The 21,029-nt window shown below is 41.7% G+C and carries 17 protein-coding genes; 5 read left to right on the top strand and 12 right to left on the bottom strand.

Annotation, left to right across the window (positions count from 1 at the left end; all coding sequences use genetic code 11):
• Window positions 1-54: 54 nt before the first annotated feature.
• A complete protein-coding gene (locus tag AC0L46_RS11910) occupies window positions 55-1,224 on the bottom strand; it encodes a nucleotide sugar dehydrogenase (RefSeq protein WP_414680516.1) in 1,170 nt (389 codons plus the stop codon).
• A 112-nt stretch (window positions 1,225-1,336) separates the two neighbouring features.
• Window positions 1,337-2,176 (bottom strand): sulfurtransferase, encoded by an 840-nt coding sequence (locus tag AC0L46_RS11905; protein WP_473503844.1) that lies wholly within the window; start codon window positions 2,174-2,176, stop codon window positions 1,337-1,339.
• Window positions 2,177-2,297: 121 nt separating this feature from the next.
• Here AC0L46_RS11905 and AC0L46_RS11900 point away from each other — a divergent pair, with 121 nt between their 5' ends.
• Window positions 2,298-3,062 carry a TlyA family RNA methyltransferase gene (locus AC0L46_RS11900; protein WP_473503842.1) on the top strand — a complete coding sequence of 255 codons (765 nt, stop codon included), beginning with the start codon at window positions 2,298-2,300 and terminating at the stop codon, window positions 3,060-3,062.
• Between the two features lie 10 nt (window positions 3,063-3,072).
• On the opposite strand, the gene AC0L46_RS11895 is transcribed toward AC0L46_RS11900, so the two are convergent.
• Window positions 3,073-4,452, bottom strand: coding sequence for an MATE family efflux transporter (locus tag AC0L46_RS11895; RefSeq protein WP_473503840.1), 1,380 nt, complete (start codon window positions 4,450-4,452; stop codon window positions 3,073-3,075).
• A 141-nt stretch (window positions 4,453-4,593) separates the two neighbouring features.
• Complete coding sequence (lon, locus tag AC0L46_RS11890; protein WP_473503838.1) at window positions 4,594-7,035, bottom strand: endopeptidase La; 2,442 nt, start codon at window positions 7,033-7,035, stop codon at window positions 4,594-4,596.
• A 263-nt stretch (window positions 7,036-7,298) separates the two neighbouring features.
• Here lon and upp point away from each other — a divergent pair, with 263 nt between their 5' ends.
• Window positions 7,299-7,955: a uracil phosphoribosyltransferase gene (gene upp / locus AC0L46_RS11885; RefSeq protein ID WP_317002987.1), complete on the top strand. Its 657-nt coding sequence runs from the start codon at window positions 7,299-7,301 to the stop codon at window positions 7,953-7,955.
• Window positions 7,956-8,042: 87 nt separating this feature from the next.
• Here upp and AC0L46_RS11880 read toward each other — a convergent pair whose 3' ends face one another.
• The 3 genes from AC0L46_RS11880 to AC0L46_RS11870 form a co-directional block, all read right to left on the bottom strand.
• Window positions 8,043-8,663: a LysE family translocator gene (locus AC0L46_RS11880; protein WP_473503836.1), complete on the bottom strand. Its 621-nt coding sequence runs from the start codon at window positions 8,661-8,663 to the stop codon at window positions 8,043-8,045.
• Window positions 8,660-9,307, bottom strand: a complete 648-nt coding sequence (locus tag AC0L46_RS11875) for a TetR family transcriptional regulator C-terminal domain-containing protein (protein WP_473503834.1) — start codon at window positions 9,305-9,307, stop codon at window positions 8,660-8,662. The genes AC0L46_RS11880 and AC0L46_RS11875 overlap by 4 nt, the downstream gene beginning before the upstream one ends.
• 443 nt (window positions 9,308-9,750) lie before the next feature.
• Complete coding sequence (locus tag AC0L46_RS11870; RefSeq protein WP_473503832.1) at window positions 9,751-10,908, bottom strand: GGDEF domain-containing protein; 1,158 nt, start codon at window positions 10,906-10,908, stop codon at window positions 9,751-9,753.
• A gap of 383 nt (window positions 10,909-11,291) precedes the next feature.
• On the opposite strand from AC0L46_RS11870, the gene AC0L46_RS11865 reads away from it, so the two are divergent.
• A complete protein-coding gene (locus AC0L46_RS11865) occupies window positions 11,292-12,164 on the top strand; it encodes a glucosaminidase domain-containing protein (RefSeq protein WP_473503830.1) in 873 nt (290 codons plus the stop codon).
• 104 nt (window positions 12,165-12,268) lie between these two features.
• Entirely contained in the window at window positions 12,269-14,188 is a 1,920-nt protein-coding gene (locus tag AC0L46_RS11860) for a beta-ketoacyl synthase (protein ID WP_473503828.1), read from the top strand.
• A 97-nt stretch (window positions 14,189-14,285) separates the two neighbouring features.
• On the opposite strand, the gene AC0L46_RS11855 is transcribed toward AC0L46_RS11860, so the two are convergent.
• The 4 genes from AC0L46_RS11855 to AC0L46_RS11840 form a co-directional block, all read right to left on the bottom strand.
• Window positions 14,286-14,696, bottom strand: coding sequence for a hypothetical protein (locus AC0L46_RS11855; protein WP_473503826.1), 411 nt, complete (start codon window positions 14,694-14,696; stop codon window positions 14,286-14,288).
• A 51-nt stretch (window positions 14,697-14,747) separates the two neighbouring features.
• Window positions 14,748-15,623, bottom strand: a complete 876-nt coding sequence (locus tag AC0L46_RS11850; RefSeq protein ID WP_473503824.1) for an SDR family oxidoreductase — start codon at window positions 15,621-15,623, stop codon at window positions 14,748-14,750.
• Complete coding sequence (locus AC0L46_RS11845) at window positions 15,620-16,399, bottom strand: TatD family hydrolase (protein WP_473503822.1); 780 nt, start codon at window positions 16,397-16,399, stop codon at window positions 15,620-15,622. Before AC0L46_RS11845 ends, AC0L46_RS11850 begins: the two co-directional genes overlap by 4 nt.
• A gap of 111 nt (window positions 16,400-16,510) precedes the next feature.
• The gene (locus AC0L46_RS11840) at window positions 16,511-18,067 is read right to left on the bottom strand and encodes a phosphoenolpyruvate carboxykinase (protein WP_473503820.1); all 1,557 of its coding nucleotides are present in this window, start codon (window positions 18,065-18,067) and stop codon (window positions 16,511-16,513) included.
• 514 nt (window positions 18,068-18,581) lie between these two features.
• Here AC0L46_RS11840 and gndA point away from each other — a divergent pair.
• A complete protein-coding gene (gndA, locus tag AC0L46_RS11835) occupies window positions 18,582-20,105 on the top strand; it encodes an NADP-dependent phosphogluconate dehydrogenase (protein ID WP_473503818.1) in 1,524 nt (507 codons plus the stop codon).
• Window positions 20,106-20,252: 147 nt separating this feature from the next.
• Here the strand turns inward: gndA and trmJ are convergent, their stop codons facing one another.
• On the bottom strand, window positions 20,253-20,975 hold the full coding sequence (gene trmJ / locus AC0L46_RS11830; protein WP_473503816.1) for a tRNA (cytosine(32)/uridine(32)-2'-O)-methyltransferase TrmJ: 723 nt from the start codon (window positions 20,973-20,975) through the stop codon (window positions 20,253-20,255).
• Between the last annotated feature and the right edge of the window lie 54 nt (window positions 20,976-21,029).

Genomic DNA, 21,029 nt, shown 5'->3' with positions numbered 1-21,029 from the left:
GTAGAAACTCTCTCAAGCAATAATTTAAAACTCAATCTCGAAACCATTGCAATATCAAGAATCCACACCAAATAAGTCTCGAGTGTAAACTTTATCTTTTACGTCTAACATATCATCCGTCATTCGATTAGCAACGATGACATCTGACATTGCCTTAAAATCTTCTAAGCTTTTAATCACTTTTGAATTAAAGAAGTTCTCTTCTGATAAAGCCGGCTCATACACAACTACCTCAACGCCTTTCGCTTTGATTCGCTTCATCACACCTTGGATAGCAGAAGCCCTAAAGTTATCAGAACCGACTTTCATCACTAAACGGTAAATACCAACGACTTTTGGCTTATTTTTAAGAATCGATTCTGCAACAAAATCTTTTCGAGTCACATTAGCGTCTACAATCGCACGCACTAAGTTATTAGGCACTTTGTCATAGTTAGCAAGCAGCTGCTTAGTATCTTTAGGTAAGCAATAACCACCATAACCAAATGAAGGATTGTTGTAGTGTTTACCAATCCGAGGGTCTAAGCCAACCCCTTCAATAATCTGGCGACTATTAAGTTCATGAGATTCCGCATAGCTATCCAATTCATTAAAGAAAGCCACACGCATTGCTAAATAAGTATTAGCAAACAATTTAATCGCTTCTGCTTCAGTAGAATCAGTTAACAATACATCTATGTCTGTTTTTTCTGCTCCTTGCACAAGAAGATCAGCAAACACTTGAGCTCTCTCCGATTGCTCGCCAACAATAACGCGAGAAGGATACAGATTATCGTACAGAGCCTTACCTTCTCGTAAGAACTCAGGAGAAAACAGCAAATTATCAGTCGAGTATTTTTGACGAGCAGATTTGGTAAAACCGACAGGAACCGTTGATTTCACTACCATTATGGCATTTGGATTGATTTCCATAACGTCTTTGATAACAGATTCAACATGACTGGTATTAAAATAGTTCGTCTCTGGGTCGTAGTCTGTTGGTGTGGCGATAATGACGTAGTCCGCATCAAGAAAAGCAGCTTTTTTATCGAGTGTTGCAACAAAATTTAATTCTTCTTCAGCTAGGTAACGCTCAATATCTTTGTCTTCAATTGGCGATACTTTATTGTTCAGCATATCTACTTTTGCTGGAACAATATCCAAAGCAACAACCTGATTATACTTCGCTAACAAAAGTGCATTTGAAATACCAACGTACCCAGTTCCTGCAACAGCAATCTTCATTAACCTTTGTCCTTATCCATCAAAAACGTCATAACGATTAGCCAGCTATTTTACAGCCTGTTACATAATTAAAAACGTCTAATTTATCTTTTTTACTAATTCAAAGGAAAAATCATGAAAATGACGTTGCTCGGAGCATTCGTTTAGCCCATTGACTCCAAGACCCAACGTATACAAGATGCGCCTCTATTCCCGCATAGTTCAACGCCAGCACATTATGACAAGCGGTAACACCAGAACCGCAATAGTAAACATAATCACTGCTCTTGGACGACAACCAGTCCTGCCACTCGACATGTAATTGCTCTGCAGGTTTGAAGCAACCATCAGCATCCAAATTGTCACTAAAAGGACGATTAATCGCACCGGGAATGTGTCCGGCAACAGGGTCTATCGTTTCATTCTCGCCATTAAAACGATCAGGAGTTCTCGCATCGACTAACTGAAACTGATCTGTTTCGAAGTTTTCGACAACCGCTTGCTCATTAACTGCCCAAGGAAAATCCACTTCAAACTGATAATCGACTGATTTGGCCACCCCATTCTCTAAAGATACAGGCAATCCAGCTTTCAGCCAGGCAGGAAAACCACCATTTAATACATGAACATGGATACCCTGTTGAATCAGCATCCACCAAGCTCGAGCAGCAATCGCGCCGCCCATGTCATCATAAACCACCACTTGGCTTTCAGAATGAATCCCCCAATCTTGTAACTGCTTGGAAAACACAACTGACTCAGGCAAAGGATGACGCCCTGTCATTTCTGTCTCAGGAGATGCAAGCTGATGATGAACATCAACAAAAATAGCTTTGGGAATATGTCCTTTTTGATATTCAGACAACCCCTTTGAATGGTCCGTTAAATAAAATCGGCAATCCAGCACAATCACATTTTCCTGCTCAAGCAGTACATTCAGTTCATTTGCATCTATCAAGCTTTTTAATAACACAATCATTCCTTAACAAGGCTAAAAATTGACGAGCAAGCTTTTGTTATCTATTACAAGCCTACTTTGGTTCTTCTGTTTTTGTTAATATTCACACTAATTATTTCAACTTCCGAGTTTTTTTATGTTACGTATTGATATCATTCTTACAGAGCAAGGTTTAGCGAAGTCTCGCTCTCAGGCTCAAGCTTTTATCAGCACAAACCGAGTCTCATACAAACATAATGGAACCTGGTTGAAAGCAAACAAACCTAGCTTAAAGCTCTCTCCCGACGTAGAACTCAACATCACCCAAGATGAATCTGATAAATACGTTTCTCGCGGAGCATTAAAGCTAGAAGGTGCGCTATCGCATACTCAACTAAACATTAAAGGTTTCAATGTAATAGATATCGGCCAGTCTACTGGTGGCTTTAGTGATTGCGCGATACAGCACGGTGCAGCTCATGTGGTCGGAATCGAAGTTGGCCATGATCAATTAGATTCACGCTTACGCGACAACCCAAACATAACTTGCTTAGAAGGTGTTAACGCTCGCAACCTTTGTGTTGACGACTTAAACGAGCACTTCCCTGAAAACGGTTTCGACTTGGCAGTAATGGATGTTTCTTTTATCTCTCAAACAAAAATCCTCCCACAATTGCCTGCATTGTTGAGTGAGAACGGCCACTTAATCACATTGGTCAAACCACAATTTGAAGTGGGCAAGGAGTTCATTGGCAAAGGAGGAATCGTGAAAGACCAAAAGCGTGTAAGCCAGTTAAGCCATGACATTCAAGCTTTTGTAGAAGAACTGGGATTTGAGGTTCAATGTTATATTGAAAGCCCAATCAAAGGTGGAGATGGCAATCAAGAATTCTTACTCTGGGCTACTCGGGCTCAATCGTAAAAAAGCGAACTTATAATATTTCGTCGTAATTTAGATGTTGGCTTGGAGTGATTTCCCCAGCTTCTTTTTCTTCCAATTCAGTGATGTAGTTTCTCGCCATATAAAAGCCTAAACAGCCAAATATGACAGAACCAATCGCTTGCCCAAACAATATTCCCTCAGCGCCCATAAACAAAGCAAATATCGTAATCAAAGGCCAAGTTCCTAGGGTCGCACGGCCAAAGTTCAGCAAGGTGCTCTTAAAAGGCTTTCCTAAATTATTAAACACGGCGATAGCGATAAACAGCAAACTTTGAAAGAAAAAGCTAAAAGAAACAAAGGTCGCAAAAAAGCGGATCAAATCGGCACTTTCTTGCGTTGCATTGAACACAGACACCAGCCAATCTTGTATTTGATATAAGAATAAACACAAGAGCACACAATAACCAAACGCATAAATAACCGCACTACTAATGGCATCATGCATACGACCAAAACGACCAGCTCCGTAGTTTTGCCCTAAAATCGGCCCAACAGCGCCAGACAAAGCAAACACGCCAGCAAAAACAACAGGAATAACACGACCAATAATCGCTACAGCCGCAACAGCATCATCCCCAAATGACGACGTATGCTCCATAACAATTGCATTGGCCAAGGGAGAAGACATATTCGTCAACATAGCAGGAACAGCGATAACTGAAATGGATTTCACATCTTTAAAGAAATCCATCAAATCAAATTCAGCCAACATTTTGTGGACATAAACCACGCCATAATATGACACAGCTACCATTGAAAAACGGGCAACCAAAGAAGCAATCGCAGCGCCCTGCACGCCTAGACCGAATGCAAAAATAAAGATAGGATCAAGTACGGCGTTGATTAACCCGCCAACTAAAGTGGCATACATAGCACGACGGGCATCGCCCAAAGCACGCATAATGCCAGAACCAATCATGCCTATCATCACGGCTGGCATTCCAAGAATCAATATCTGCAAATACCCAGTTGCCAAATCTAAAGTAAGCCCCGTCGCACCAACGAATAGGAGAATATGGGGGATTTTAGGCCATAAAAACCACACCACAGAAGAAGAGAAAATAATACCAAATGCCAGTACATTCACGGATCGCCGTTTGGCTAACTCTACATCCCCTTTACCTATCGCCTTTGAAACCAGAGCCGTCGCAGAAATAGAAACAGCGATACTCAAGGAAATCGTAAAAAACATAATAGCACTGGAGAAACCAACTGCAGCAACCGCTTCTTTCTCGCCCAGCATAGAAAGAAACAGCATATCAACCAGATCGACAAGAAACATGCACATCAACCCAAATGCACCTGTCATCGACATAACAGCAACATGTTTAAAAGTTGAACCTTGTGTGAGTTTTGCCGGACTTGGCATTTTGTCTCCTGAAAATACGACCTAAAACACAGTGTAGAGGCCAGCGCTGAAAATAAAAAAAACCGGACAAGCAAGCTCTTGTCCGGTTCTTTATTTTCTCATGTCTCGCCTTTTGAGAGAATCCTTACTTTACCGATAACGCTAATGAATAGAGGAATTTTCACGATTAAATACGATTTTCTCTACATCGGTAAAACGCTCTGCGAAATGCACCGTCATTCCCTCTTTTACTGAATCCGGTAACTCATCAAAATCACGACGATTAGGCTCTGGTAAAATCACTTCGTTAATTTTACTTCGCTTAGCCGCAATAATCTTTTCCCGAATACCGCCCACGGCGAGCACTTGCCCAGTTAATGTTAACTCTCCCGTCATGGCCAATCCTCGACGAACAGGCTCTCCTTTCGCTAACGACAGTAAAGCCGTCGCCATAGAAATACCCGCACTTGGACCATCTTTCGGTGTTGCGCCTTCTGGTACATGCAGATGCACCAATGACTTATCAAAGAATTCAGGGGATTTTTGGTAACTCTTCGTATGGGAGAAAACATAAGAATAAGCAATTTCTGCCGACTCTTTCATGACATCCCCCAGTTTACCGGTCAATTTCAAACCTCTCGTGAGCTCATGCACTTTGTTAGCTTCAATTGGCAATGTCGCTCCCCCCATAGAAGTCCAAGCCAAACCAGTGACCACGCCGACTCCTTGCAAAGTTTTCTCAGCACGGAAATATGGCATACCAAGCAAGGCTTCTACATCTTTCACTCCCACATTAATGTGCTCTTTTTCGCCTGTCATTAATTCAACAACCGATTTTCTTAGCACCTTTTGTAGAAGTTTATCCAACCCTCGAACACCCGCTTCACGAGCATAATGTTCGATGATATGACGCAATGCGGCATCGGTAATATTGAGTTGTTTCTTCAACAGCTTGTTTTTCTTAAGTAATTTAGGCCATAAATGCTGTTTGGCAATGGCGAGCTTCTCGTCTGCAATGTAACCAGACAAACGAATAACATCCATACGATCCAACAAAGGTGATGGAATGGTATCAAGCTGATTGGCCGTACAAATGAACAAGGCTTTCGACAAATCAATGCGCATATCCAAATAATGATCAAGGAACTCACTGTTTTGCTCTGGATCTAGTGCCTCAAGCAAAGAGGATGCTGGATCGCCTTGGAAAGAAGAACCAATTTTGTCGATCTCATCTAACATGATCACAGGGTTTTCCACCTCAACATCTTTTAGCGCCTGCACAAACTTACCTGGCAAAGCGCCGATATATGTCCGTCGATGACCTTTGATTTCAGCTTCGTCACGCATTCCACCCAAACTAAACCGGTAGAACTTACGATTTAATGATTCCGCAATGGATTTACCAATCGACGTTTTACCCACACCAGGAGGACCAACCAACAACAATATGGAGCCGCCCATTTCACCGCGATGCGCACCCAGCGCCAAAAACTCGACAATGCGATCTTTTATATCGCCTAGGCCAGCGTGGTGTGACTCAAGAACATCACGAGCAAGTTTGATATCTAAATTATCTTCAGAATGAACACCCCAAGGCAATGATGTTGCCCAGTCTAAGTAATTCCTTGTCACACCGTATTCTGGTGATCCGGTTTCAAGAATACTCAGCTTATGAAGCTCATCTTGTATTTTATCGTTCACTGCTTTTGTCAGTGTTTTACCTTCCAATCTGGCTTCAAATGTTTCCACATCAGAAGTACGATCATCTTTTGAAATCCCGAGTTCTTTTTGGATAACTTTAAGCTGTTCTTTGAGAAAGAACTCTCGTTGATGCTTGCTAATTTTATCGTTTACTTCTGCACTGATTTCATTATGCAGACGCGCAATTTCCAACTCTTTCTTCAAAAGAGTTAAAGACAAACGCATACGCGCTTGAATCGGTTTTGTGGCCAATACTTCGTATAAATCCTCCGCTTCAGCAGAGGTAATGGAAGCCGCAAAATCCGCTAGCAATCCGGACTCATTGAAAGAGAAACGTCCTAAATACAGTTTCAGATCTTCACTAAACAAAGGATTTAGGCGTATCAACTCCTTAATCGCATCCAGAATTGCAATGGAATAAGCCTTAGATTCGTCGTCATTGGTTTTTGAGTCATTAATGTAGCGAACTCGAGCAAGGTAAGGAGCTGTCTCACTTAACCACTCAATCACCTCGAAACGCTTCACACCTTGAGCCAAAAACGTCAGTTTTTCATTCTGCTTTTCCGCTTTATGGACACGAGCCACACACCCTATCGTGCGAAATTCATCAACAGTCGGTGCGGCTCCATTCTCTTTTTTATCTGAATAAACTAATCCAACGGCTGCCTGTGGGTGTTCTGCAATTCGCTCTAGAGTGTCTTCCCATTTAGCAGCATCCACCATAACAGGCTGAATTTGAGCCGGGAAAAAAGGCCGACTCGTGATTGGCAAAACAAATAAAGTTTCTGGTAGCACATCATCTGGTAACGCCAAACCTTTGGGGTCGCTCACCACAACACTTTCGTCTTCTTGGCTTAAATTATCGTCTTCTTGTATATCTAAATATTGTTCGTCATCAATCATAAGAAACGTCTCAATAATTCCCTTTCTTTCTCAAAAGAATGAAAAATTAACATGGTGATTTATCTTTAATTCCCTCTTATGTAATGACGATCTGACTAAAAACAACACTTAATCTAACCTTTCAACATCCTTCCTCACTTATAAAAATCAACCAAGAGGACAAGATTAGTTATTTGGCCTCTATTCACTTAATGCTATTATAAAAAGTATAAGCACAGCACAAACCCACCTTACCTCCACAGTTCAAAATAAAGGACAGGCCGATGACCCGCGATGAACTACTTAGTACCTACAATGATATTTTTGTAATCGAGCACCCTTTTGTAAAACACAAACTCACCAGCCTACGCGACAAAAATACCAGCACGAGAGAATTCCGTATGTTAGTGGAAGAACTTGGGACTCTAATTGGCTACGAAGCAACGCGCGACTTAGAAACTCAGGATATTGAAATCGAAACCCCTCTCGAAAAAGCAATGTGCCCTGCGCTAAAAGGAAAGAAACTTTGTATCGTGACCATTATGCGAGCTGGCAACGGCTTAGCAGAAGGCGTTCTTAAACTGTCTCCTTCTGCGCGCGTTGGCCATGTTGGCTTGTATCGAGACCCAGACACCAAGCAACCGGTAGAATATTATTTGAAAATGCCGCATTCCGTGAATGAGCGCACCATCATTGTGGTCGACCCTATGCTTGCAACAGGTAATTCAGCAATTATGGCCATCGATAAAATGAAAGAAATGGGGGCAACAGACATACGCTTCATCTGCCTTTTTGCGGCTCCAGAAGGCATAGAAGCATTCAAAAAAGCTCATCCAGATGTTGCAATGTACATAGGTGCAATCGACCGTGGATTGGATGATCATGCCTACATTCGCCCAGGTGTTGGCGATGCTGGCGATCGCATCTACGGAACTCGATAATCACCAAACCACTAAAGTACTAAAAAAGAGCCTCTTTTCGGGTTAAGAAAAGAGGCTCTTCTGCAATATACAAACAAGATCAAACAATCAGCTTTTCAGGGCTAGAAAAGCACCAGCACTTCCCATGATTCCACCTGACGTACGATTCAGTCTCTTCATTGAACGCTCAGATTTCATTAAACGTCTGGCTTGTGAAGCCCCGACAGAAATTGAACTGATTCCCAGCATCAGAGCGGTGAAAGCCAGTACCGCCGCAATCACAATGTCAAAACCACTTAATACCGTTAAATCCATAAAAGTCGGTAAAAAGGCGATATAAAATAGAATCACTTTAGGGTTCGATGCAGAAATCATAAAGCCTTGTATAAAGCTGGCTACTTCGCTTTTTGATTCAAGCTGAGTAAAATCTTCAGAAGACGTGACTACTGGCGCCACCCACATTTTCCAACCGAGATAAATAAGATACGCAGCACCAATATAGCGAATCGCCAAGAAAACACCTTCCCAAGTAGACGCAATCGCAGCCAGACCAAAACAAGCCATCACCAAATAAACAATGTCACTCATCACCATGCCAAGGCAAAGAGAAACACTGGCGCGCGCACCTTTTGTCATGCTTTTAGCGATCACAGCAAACACACCTGGACCTGGCGTCACCGCAAAAATCAAAATTGCAAAGAAAAAAGTAATACCGCTTTCTAGTGTCATTCCTCTAACTCCACGCCACAACTGGCTAATACCATACGAGTAATAAACTGTTTTGCTTCTTCATAGTCGGAATCTTCTAGAGTGTCTTTTTGCAAAACAATTTTCACCTGCGCGTCAAAATCAGCATACGTCTGAGTCATCGCCCAAATACTGATAAAAAGGTGCTCAGTAGAGACAGGTTTCATCAGACCTTGATCAATCCAAGTTTGTAGCGTCGCTTTTTCACGAGCCAATTCAGTGACAAACAAACGTTTTAAATAATCGAGCACAAACGGCTCTTCTCCAATCAACGCCATCGCAAACACTTTAGAAGCATTTTTGTTCATTCGAGATTGATCAACTTTCTCACTAATATAACGAGTAAGATTAATTCTAGGCCCATCTTCAACATTAAATTCGCTTACCGAATCCAGCCAAAGTCGCAAAATACGCTCAAGGACTGCTTCTAATAAGTCTTTCTTAGAGCGGTAATAATAATGAATATTCGCCTTTGGCAGCCCAGCTTCATTCGCAATCATTTGTGTTGTCGTTTTCGCTAAACCTTGGCGCGCAAAAACACGCTCTGATGTTTCTAAAATAAGCGCTTGGTTCTGCTCTCTAATATGGGATTTTAGCTGATCTTTTGCTCTTGTTGTTTTAGTCAAGGATATGCCTCACTGCTCACAGATACACTAAAAAAGCCTTCATACTGAAGTCATTCGATATAAATCATAAGCAAGTAGGATAACATTTTTTAGAATAAGCACGAAGAAATTAGCAGCATAAAAAAAGGGAGCCGAAGCCCCCCATTTCCCCTCGTAGCAGAGACCTGCGTGACTATAGGCATTCGTCACTAGGCTAACTGCTACACCACGTTGGCGCTGTGATTGATCGCAATGAAAGCATTGCAGAATCAATGTTTTGAATCGATGGAAAAACCATCGTCAGTAGAAAGAAAAATCTACCGAAAACACACTGTGCTTTGATCCTTCATTTTCAGAGAAAAACACAATGGCTTATGTAAGTCATACATTGATTATATGCAGCTGATTTCACAGTGCAATAGGTAGAAGATAAAAAATTGACCGATCGATCAATTTTTTTTAGTTTATTGTGCTTTTTTAGGAGGTAAAGACTTAGAAACAAGGTTTCGACCTTTCTTTTTAGAACGATACAAGGCCTCATCTGCCCTTTTTAGTACAGAATCTGGAAGCTCTCCTAGATCAGCAAAAGCAACGCCAATACTTACCGTAACGTTAACATCTATCTCTCGCTTCTTTTTTGGCTCCAGTACTTGGACTAACGTTTCTTGTATGTTTTCACGAACCAATTCTAAAACTTCTACGATTTCATCAATTCGATCATGACGAAAAACTACGGTAAATTCCTCCCCACCATAACGAAAAGCTCGTCCTGGGCTAGAAAAACGCTTCAATTGAGTCGCAACACTCTTTAACACTTTATCTCCCATATCATGACCATAAGTGTCGTTAAACTTCTTGAAGTGATCAACATCCACCATAGCTAATGCATATTGCTTTGGCAGACCAACCAACTTTTCATTTAACGCACGCCTGCCTGGCAATTTGGTCATATCATCAAGGTAAGCCATACGGTGACTTTCCATCAGCAAAAACCAAATCCACAGTAAAAACTGAGCAGAAAGGAGTGCATCAAATTGAATATCTGATATCGCGAAATGACTGATGATCAGCAGACTTACAATACTCATCAAACCGCAGGCCCTAAAAGCATCACCGCTTAACCACCAAGCAACACTGATCGCAGATAGGCTCACCGCCAACACACACCAAAGTAGAACAACGGACCAAGTGGTTGCCGTCTGAAAGAAAGCTTTATCTAGGAAAGCAAACGATACCCAATTACGTTCAATGGCATAACACCAGCTCACCAACATCAAAATGAATAAGCCGCGATTGATGGCAAATCGATTAAAAAAGCCTCGTTCTTGAACAAATCCAAGCAAAGCAATACAAAAACATGAAACCACTAAATAAGCCGTTAGAGACGCGTCTTGGTCAAAGTCGCCATATAACTTCGGAATCAAGAGCAAAAGAACCAAGAGGAGGACACGACCTTTGTTGAAATGCCACGAGAGTAGAATCCCCACACCGGCTAAAATCACAGGTAACAAAGGCAACAAACCAAGCCATAAAGATGACAAGTGGTTTACATATAAACTAGCATACACACTAACAATGAGGATTAAAAACGGTGCCAACAGTGACTTCAAACGCTCAGACATAAAACTTTAGACCTATCGACCCTTTAACTCACAATGACAAATATAGTGCCTTGATTACAATTTATTTGCATTACTTCATTTTAACTATTCTATATCAGGCTTACAGAAAGAAATACGACAAGATTAGGCCGCTACCCTAAAAGTGAATTCTTCAATGAAAACAATAAGATCGAAATACTTCATTAAAGGTACAAAAGAAACTTTGTCGAAGGGCAATTAAGGAAACACATTTAAAGAAAATAAAAGCCGTAGAATAAGTCTATTAAAACCTGTTTGTTTTAAGGATAATGGTAATACTTTTTTTACATTTTCCTTACTGATTCTTTAAGACTTTATGCTTGAAGCGTCTATATTTAGAATTGACTTGAGACTTGTGGTTTTTTATGAAAAACAAACGCTTAGACACATCGTTTTCTATCATCATTCTTATGTTAGTGATTCTTGGCATTGCCGTTAATTACACTAGCCAAGACAACTTAAGCCTAGTACAAGACGATGTAGATGAATCTCAAGAAGAAGATGATGGCGATGCAAGCCCGTATGAAAAAATCTACTTTAAGTCTCATCCTGTTCAGACACAAGCTCCCGACTTTTTGAGCATTGCAAACATTAAGGCTCGAAAAGAAGCCTTTTTTAATTACCTTGCTCCGTTTGCACACGAAAAAAACCGCCTCAACCTAGCTGACCGAAAGCGTATTACAGCTTTAATAAACACTAGTAAGAAAATGTCCACTGAAGATAAAGAATGGATTAGCGCATTGCGCAAGTTCCACAAACTAAAGCAGCGTGAAGAGTACTCAAAAACGGATTTGAAAGACTTGTTACATCGTGTAGACATTATTCCAGTGTCACTTGTATTAGCACAGGCAGCTAATGAGTCTGCTTGGGGCACATCTCGCTTTGCCACTGAAGGCAATAACTTTTTTGGCCAATGGTGTTTCCGAAAAGGCTGTGGGTTAGTTCCAGCCTCCAGAAATGATGGTGCAGATCATGAAGTTCGTAAATTCCACGATGCAAGAGAGTCTGTTTTTGCCTACATAGATAACCTAAACAGTAACGCAGCTTACAAAGAGCTCAGAGCCGCTCGTGCAACGTTACGCCAAAAAGGTAAAGCCATAACAGGCTTAATTCTGGTTCATGGCCTAGAGCACTATTCTGAGAGAGGCCACGCTTATGTTGAAGAAATTGAAGGACTTATCAGTTACAACAAACTGTGGCGCTTTAACAAATCACAACCCAATCCAAAAGCGCAATAAATCCATATAAGTATTAGGAAATCTCTTCTATGGGGTGGCTAAGAGTGCCCCCCTTCATTACAATACCGTAATATTTTACCCACTCACCAAACGAGGAAATTCAATTGGCCCGTTTACCTGTTATTGTTGGCTTTGGCGGAATAAATTCGGCTGGTCGTACTTCTTCACATCAAGCATATCGCCGAATTGTTTTTGACCTTTTACCAAGCTCTATCCAGCAGGACGTTTTACTAGATCTTGCCACTCTGACCAATATGGCAGAATACAAAAATGGCATGTGGCACACAGAGAGCGGAGAATCATTAGATTCTGCATCCCTTATCGACAGCATTGGTGACTCTTTACTCGCTCGCACATTAATTCGTCGTATTCACCCTGACCTTTTCGATGTAGATAATGTTGTGCTACATAAATCGACGACGTTGAACGCCAGTACTCCTGATAAAAAATTAAGCTTTACAACAAAAACTCGCTCACTACCAAAAGAGCGCCCAACAAATTGGCAAGTCACTGAAATCTCAGACACACTGAGCGAAGTTGTTGTCGATGGAAGCTTAGAAACCTTTATAAAAGACACAAGACCTTTATCTGTTAAAGCTGCTGGACAATTGCCAACAGGGTTTGACCCTTCCAAGCTTTACCAGAGCCGCAACCATCCTCGCGGCTTACAAATGACGGTATATGGCGCATCTGATGCAATAAAAAGCAGCGGAATCGACTGGGAAGTTATTCGTAGCAAAGTGGCTCCTGATCAAATGGCTGTTTATGCTGCAAACTCCATTGGCCAAATGGACGACCTTGGCTTTGGTGGTATGCTTAAGTCTGCCCTAATGGGTAAGCGCACGACATCAAAACACCTTCCTTTAGGCTATGCTCAAATGCCTGCTGACTTCGTTAATGCCTACATACTAGGCAGCGTCGGAAGTGTTGGTACTTCTATCGGTGCATGTGCAACCTACTTTTTCAACTTAGAAAAAGCCATCGATGGCATCAAATCAGGAAAATTCCGTGTTGCTATGGTTGGTGGCAGTGATGCTCCAATTACAGCTGAAATCATTGAAGGCTTTAGAACTATGGGAGCTTTGGCAGAAGACACAGCTCTTCTTGCCTTAGACCAAATCAGTAATCAAGCAGAGCCAGACCATACTCGCAGCTGTCGTCCTTTTGCACAAAACTGCGGCTTTACTATTGGCGAGTCAAGCCAGTGGACATTGCTTATGGATGATGAACTTGCCATCGAGCTTGGAGCGGAAATTTACGGCGCGATTCCTGCTGTATTCTCTTATGCTGATGGGCACAAAAAATCCATCTCTGCACCTGGCATTGGCAACTACCTAACCATGAGCAAAGCCATGGCGTATTTGCAAAACATCATTGGTAATGATGGCTTAACTCAGCGTACTTTCATTCAAGCTCATGGTACTAGCACACCGCAAAACAGAGTGACGGAATCTCACGTACTGAGCAAAGCAGCCACCAGCTTTGGAGCGACCGATATTCCCGTTGTTGCCATGAAAGCTTTCTTAGGACATTCCCAAGGAACCGCTGGCGGAGATCAACTTCATTTATCTCTCGGTGTTTGGAAAGACGGTATTTTACCTGGAATCACAACATCTCATGCAATAGCAGATGACGTTTATCAAGACGGTTTGAAATTTCAACTGAAGCATGAAGCGTACGGCAAAGATTACTTTGACGCTGCTCTTCTTAACTCAAAAGGTTTCGGCGGAAATAATGCAACAGCGGTTTTGCTGTCACCAAATCAGACGATGAAAATGCTAGAGAAACGCTATAACGCTGGGCAGATAGACGAGTACAAAGCAAAGAATGCCAAGGTACTTGACGCAGCAGAGCAATACAATCAAGCAGCGATTAAAGGTGAAGCTTTGCCTATTTATAAATTCGGCTTCAATGTACTTGGTGGTGAAGATCTAGACATTTCTAGCAATGAAATCCAGCTACCTGGATACGATGTTGCAGTAAATCTAAGCGATATCGAAAATGAATTTAGCGATTTGAAATAAGCGTTCATTTATCAGCCAACATCTAAAATAAGGTGTTGGCTGATCTCTTCTTTGAATAAATACCTTTCTACGGCAACTCTTCTTCTACAACGAATTTCTAATCTTTAAATATCGATCTGGAAGTTCGGGACAAAGGTAGTATTAAAGCGGCCAACAGAGTGTTCACCAAACCATAAGATAAAAGATACATTTCTTCAGATGGGCCAAGTTCTAAGTGCAAACTCACGAAGAACAAGTTTGGAAGTACAATAAAAATCCATATCCCCACCACCAAACAGAATCGCCCAAAGATAGATGGAATCTGAACTTTTCCTAACAACCAAGCAATGAACAACAAATACATAAAAGCAGAAAAAGCGAACATCAAGACAACTTTAGCTTCCGGCTGTTGCTGGCTAACATCCTCCAGCAATGATCGCCCTAAAAATAATGAAGGGGTTGATGCATACCAAAGCACGCCAGCAATGATCTGAAAAACAAATACCAAGATTATTGCTTTAAAATTCATTCTATACACATCATCCACCTTTTCGATTTATGAGCACCTCAAGCCCACCGATTACTGCGCTTGATATAATTCTTTAACCAAATTTCGTAGTTTTGAGCGCCATGGTCTTTGTTTAATACCAAAGTGATTAAACACTCTTCGACAAGATAACGACTGCCTACGCATTACATGATCTTGCACATCAGGAAACGCATCGCCAATGGCCTCAACCTCTACTTGGGCTTTAGGATCAAACTGACCTGACGTCGCCACAATGGCTTCAACCAGACCAATCCAACTTATCTCTTCTGCACAACAATAATGATAAATACCCGTATTCATCGAACCGTAATGCCCTTGATTCACCATAGAAAAAATAACTCGAGCCAAATCCGAAATAGGTGTTGGACTACCAATCAGATCATCTTTATAAGCAAGGTTCACACCATCTTGTATTAAACCAAGCGTTCTGCAAACAAAATCATCCCCTTGCCCACTGAATAACCACCCTGTTCTGAGCACAATATTTTTAGGGTTGCTCAATACAATCGATTCTGCTTTTACTAACGCTTGAGCATAAGGCTCTGTACTATCTGGCTCATCGGTTTCTGCATACGGAGCATCTTTGTGGCCAGAAAATACTCTTGAGCTACTGATCATAAGCAGCGGCGCTTCGACTTTATCACTCAAATAATTCAAAACTGATTGAAAAGCAGAGTGATCATCTTGCAAGGCATAACGCAAACTTAGAGCGTCAATGACCACATCAAATTGCATTGCAGCCAGCTCTGACTCTGCATTTTCTCCCAACAAGATAGTCTCTTCAGGACACAACCATTCAAACTCGCTTTTTTCTTTCGATAATTGCAGTAAAGAAGAGCCTACTTCGGTATTGCTCCCTAAAAGAAGGATGCGGATTGGCGCGTTAATATTTTGTACTGTATTCAATGTAAATCCTCATACCACATAGGGAAAATTCTCAGTAGATTAGCACAGGTCTGTGCGGTTATCTGCTCTACACTTTCATCTCGTATCATCGCTGCATGTTGTGCCACATCGAGAACAGAAAGCGGTGTATTCACTTGCCCTTGAGAACCATGTAAAGGCATATCTGGCGAATCCGTTTCAAGCACAAATGCACTGTTTTCTAAGGCGTTTAATACTCTGTGCGCTTTTTTGGCTCTAGGATAAGTAATGGTACCGCCAATCCCAAGCACAAACCCCATATCTAAAAACCGCTTTGCTTGCTCAAAGCTACCATTAAAAGCATGCACAATGCCGCCACGCTTAAATCCAGCTTCACGTAAACATTTAAAGATAAGATCGTAGCTTTTTCGAGCGTGCAGAATTACGGGTAAATCAAGTGCTTTAGCCACTGACAGCTGCCGAGAAAAGAAAGCCATTTGAATCGCCATATCAACTGACCCCGGCCACAAATCCAAACCAATTTCGCCAACCGCCACCACTCGCTCAGTCTCACATTGATCAGCGAGTCGCTCTATTTGCTCAAGCGATGCGTCTTTTAAAAAATAAGGATGCAAACCATAAGCGGCACGCCATTGAGGGTAACGCTTTACTAGAGATTCAAGGTTTGACCAGCTTGAATATTGAGTTGCAGGCACAAGAAAACCTGACACACCACTATTACAGCAATCTATCATCAATTGATCACGCTGATCATCAAATACACTGAAATCTAAATGGCAGTGACTATCAATTATCATGCTTAAAAGATTACATGATTTACTATATAAAGCACTAGCTATGACGTAGACAAAAATAAAAAAGCCGCACTATAAAAGTACGGCTTTGCAAAAGAAGGACACAAAAATACTTTAAAGCGATGGCCCTGCTTTTTTAATCGACTCAGAGACAGTATCAAACTTCTTGAAGTTCTCTACAAATTGAGCAATCAAGTTTTGAGCCTGTTCTTCATATGCAGCTTGATCAGACCAAGTTTTTCGAGGATTAAGTAATAGACTATCCACACCTGGAACCTGTAATGGCACATCTAAATTTACATCCTCTAAATGCTCCGTCGTCGCGCCAATCAGTGCACCTGATTGAATAGCCGCAATAACAGCACGAGTCGTTGGGATACTAAAACGCTTACCACCTTTGCCATGAGCACCGCCAGTCCAACCTGTATTGACTAAATACACCTGACTACCAAACTCTTCGATACGTTTGATCAGCAGATCGGCATAAACATCCGCTGCACGAGGAAAGAAAGGCGCACCAAAGCAAGTAGAAAAAGTAGACTTTATCCCCGTTCCTGCTCCAACTTCCGTAGAACCAACCAAGGCAGTATAGCCACTCAAAAAATGATATGCCGCCGCTTCCTTAGAAAGAACTGAGACAGGAGGCAAAACACCCGTTAAGTCACACGTTAAAAAGATAATCGCATTAGGCTCGCCCGCATGGTTATCCAATGCTCGTTTCTCAATATGCTCACGAGGGTAACCAGCACGACCATTTTGGCTTAAAGATGTATCAGCATAATCCGCCACTCGCGTCTTCGCATCTAACACAACGTTCTCAACAATAGTGCCAAATTTAATCGCATCCCAAATAATAGGTTCATTCTTCTGCGATAAATCGATTGTTTTTGCGTAGCAACCGCCTTCAATATTAAAGACTGTTCCTTTTCCCCAACCATGCTCATCATCACCGATTAAAAAACGCTCTGGGTCAGCAGACAAGGTCGTTTTTCCTGTACCAGACAGACCAAAAAACAAAGTAACATCGTCATCAGACCCTACGTTAGCTGCACAATGCATAGGCAAAACATCGTGCTCTGGCAATAAGTAGTTTTGCACAGAAAACATCGCTTTCTTCATTTCACCGGCATAACGCATACCAGCAATTAACACTTTACGCTCAGCAAAGTTTAAGATGACACAGCCATCTGAATTTGTACCATCTCTTTCCGGCTCACAGACAAAGTTTGGAGCATTTAAAATCTGCCACTCACTTTTTGATGAAGGATTATAAATGTCTGGACGTATAAACAAATTACGTCCAAAAAGGTGATGCCACGCCGTTTCAGTACGCATGAGAACTGGCAAATAATATTGGTCACCCGAGCCGACATGAAGGCTCGACTCAAAAGATTCACGTCCATCCAAATAACTTGCCACTCGATCCCATAACGGAGCAAATTTTGCTTCTGGAAAAGGTCGGTTAACCCCTCCCCATTGGATATTATTTTTACTAGATGCTTCCTCTACAATATAACGATCCATCGGAGAACGCCCTGTACGAGCGCCAGTCTCAACGACAAGTGCTCCATTATCCGCAAGAACACCTTCATTATTCAGCAGCGCTTTTTCAACCAGCTGAGGTGTCGTTAAGTTTCTATGTGTTCGAGTCACACTTGTTGGGGCATTCATTTTGCTAAATCCTCTGAGCAATAAAAGTTAATCTGATTATTTGAATTATTATCGGTGCTTTTTTAGACACCGCCAGATACTAACAAAGCATTCTAAGAAAGCATATCCTTATAACATTATGTTATTTTATTACCATTCTGAAAGAATAACTAAAAATATAAGCTTTTGATTTGTATGACAAAATAAGAAAAAATGGGCTTTTTAGCTATATTTGAGGAAGACCAATACTTTTTAGTATTTTCGCGCTTAATGATCTTGTAATTTTCTTTCTTTTTCTCTTTCTACCTAATCAAAAAGCGCCTTTTTAACCAACAATTTAATAGAAATAAAAAGTAAATTTATTGTCTTAGCTCAATAAACAGACACTAATTGTGTGGGATTTCTATTAAATGACATCAAAAAAACATAATTTTTTAAACTTTTCATGCATTCAATATGTCCTGAACTGTCTCGCTTCGTGATAAGATTAGTTCTTAAATTCCCTCCCAATTGTTCAAAAGGTTGATCGATATTTATGTTAAAAACGAATCAGAACTGCAATATTGGATTTGTCGGCCTGGGTGTCATGGGTAAAAACTTAGCCTTAAACTTAGCCGATCATGGTTACCGAGTTGCTGGTTTTGATCTTGATACACATAAAGTAAAAGACGTCCTTGATACCGAGGCAAAAGAACGCCCTGACACAGTAACAGACGCTAGAATCATCGGTTGTTCCAGCATGGAAGAAATGCTTTCGAACCTAGTTAAGCCTCGCGTTATCGTGGTTCTGGTTCCTGCAGGAAGCCCTGTTGATGCCGTATGTAACAACCTTATTAAAGCTGGCCTAGAAGCCGACGATATTGTTGTAGATTGCGGCAACAGCCAATGGACAGACACGATTCGTCGTGAATCTGAATACAAAGAAAAATTCAAATTCTTTGGCACCGCAGTATCTGGTGGCGAAGTGGGCGCTCGCTTTGGCCCATCATTAATGCCTGGTGGCGATGCAGATTCGTGGAAATACCTACAACCAATGTGGGAAGCCGTTGCAGCTAAAGTAGATAAAGATGGCAAACCTATTGTTAGCAACACACCTGGAAAACCTGTTACAGAAGGCGAACCATGTACAGCATACTTGGGGCCAAATGGCGCAGGTCACTATGTAAAAATGGTTCACAACGGCATCGAATATGCTGACATGCAACTTATCTGTGAAGCCTATCACCTACTTCGCTCCTTATTAGGCTATGAGCCGGAAGAGATTGGCAAACTGTTTGAAAAATGGAACCAAGGCGTTTTAAACAGCTACCTTGTCGAAATCACAGCAGATATTCTTCAGCAATATGATGAAGCAACTGGCGCACCATTAGTCGATATGATTCTCGATAGCGCAGGCCAAAAAGGCACAGGTCGCTGGACCTCTATCAGCGCAACTCAAATGGGCGTTCCAGCAGGTATCATCAGCGAATCTGTTTACGCTCGCGCACTCAGCACATTAACCGCAGAACGTGAACACGCAGCTGGAAAGTTAGTTGCTGATGTAGAAAGCGGTGAGATTGAAGCAAAAGACGTTGAGAATGCAATTGAACAAGCGCTCTACTGCGCGAAAATTTGTGCTTACGCACAAGGCTTCCAACTCATGCGTGCCGCTCAGAAAGAATACAACTGGAAACTGAACTTTACCGACATTGCTAAAATCTGGCGTGGTGGTTGTATCATTCGAGCTTCTTTCTTACAGAAGATCGCTGATGCCTTTATTGATAATCCAGAACTTGAAAACCTACTTCTGAGCGATTACTTCGCAGATGCTATGGCAAGTAAACAAGCAGGTCTTCGTAAAACAGTTGTTCTAGCTGCTCAATCAGGCATTCCTGCTCCGTCGATCTTCTCTGCTCTTGCCTACTTTGATGGCTACCGCTCTGAGGTATTACCAGCCAATCTATTGCAAGCACAACGCGACTACTTCGGTGCTCACACGTACGAGCGAGTCGATACTGAGCCAGGCCAGAAGTTCCATACTTATTGGCAAGAAGAAGGCCGACCAGAACGCAAAGCGTAATCTGTAAAAGTCCCAAATAGCTATAAAAAAAACCGCAAACTGAATAAATCCGTTTGCGGTTTTTTATGCACTCAATTTTCTAATCTTTCGACTTAAACTGTCGCCCTCGCCTTCCAATCTTGCCTTTCACTCTTAAAATTTAGGCGATTACTTCTTCATCTGTTTTTCCATTGAGGTTAGCATGCCTCTTAACATACCAAGCTCTTGCTGATCTAATCGAGAACGCTGAAATAGTCGGCGAAAGCGCGTCATCACCTGCATTGGCATTTTAGGATCTAAGAATTCTGTTTGAATCAATACTTTTTCAAGGTGCTCAAGTAGATAATCTGTTTGTTCCACAGTCGCAGCTGGCACATCCCATTTGCTTTCCACCGCTGGAGTGTCTTTCATTAACAATGATTTCATACGCAGTTCATAAGCAATGACTTGCACCGCAGCCCCTAAATTCAGTGAACTGAACGTTTCAACAGACGGAATATGAACATGATAATGACAACGCTGTAACTCTTCATTTGTTAAGCCTCGATCTTCTCGACCAAAAACAAATGCTGTTTCTAAAGCTTCATTAAACACCAAATCAGCCGCTTGTCTTGGATCAACTAAAGGCCAAGGAATATTACGCTCACGAGCACTGGTTCCGATGACTAACTGGCAATCCGCTAAAGCTTCTTCCAATGTTTCCACGACTACGGCATTTTCCAATATGTCCGTTGCACCAGAAGCTCGGCTCACCGCTTCATCGCTTGGGTACTGCTTAGGCGCAACAAGATAAAGATCTGCTAACCCCATGTTTTTCATAGCTCGGGCAGCCGCCCCAATATTGCCGGGATGAGAAGTATTAACAAGGACAATTCTGACTTTATTTTGCATTCTATGAGTACCAATAATAGCGATTTAATAAATTCGCGTATCTTATCAGATATT

The sequence above is a fragment of the Marinomonas sp. 15G6-16 genome, assembly GCF_055809555.1.
This window is presented reverse-complemented; position numbering and strand designations above follow the sequence as displayed.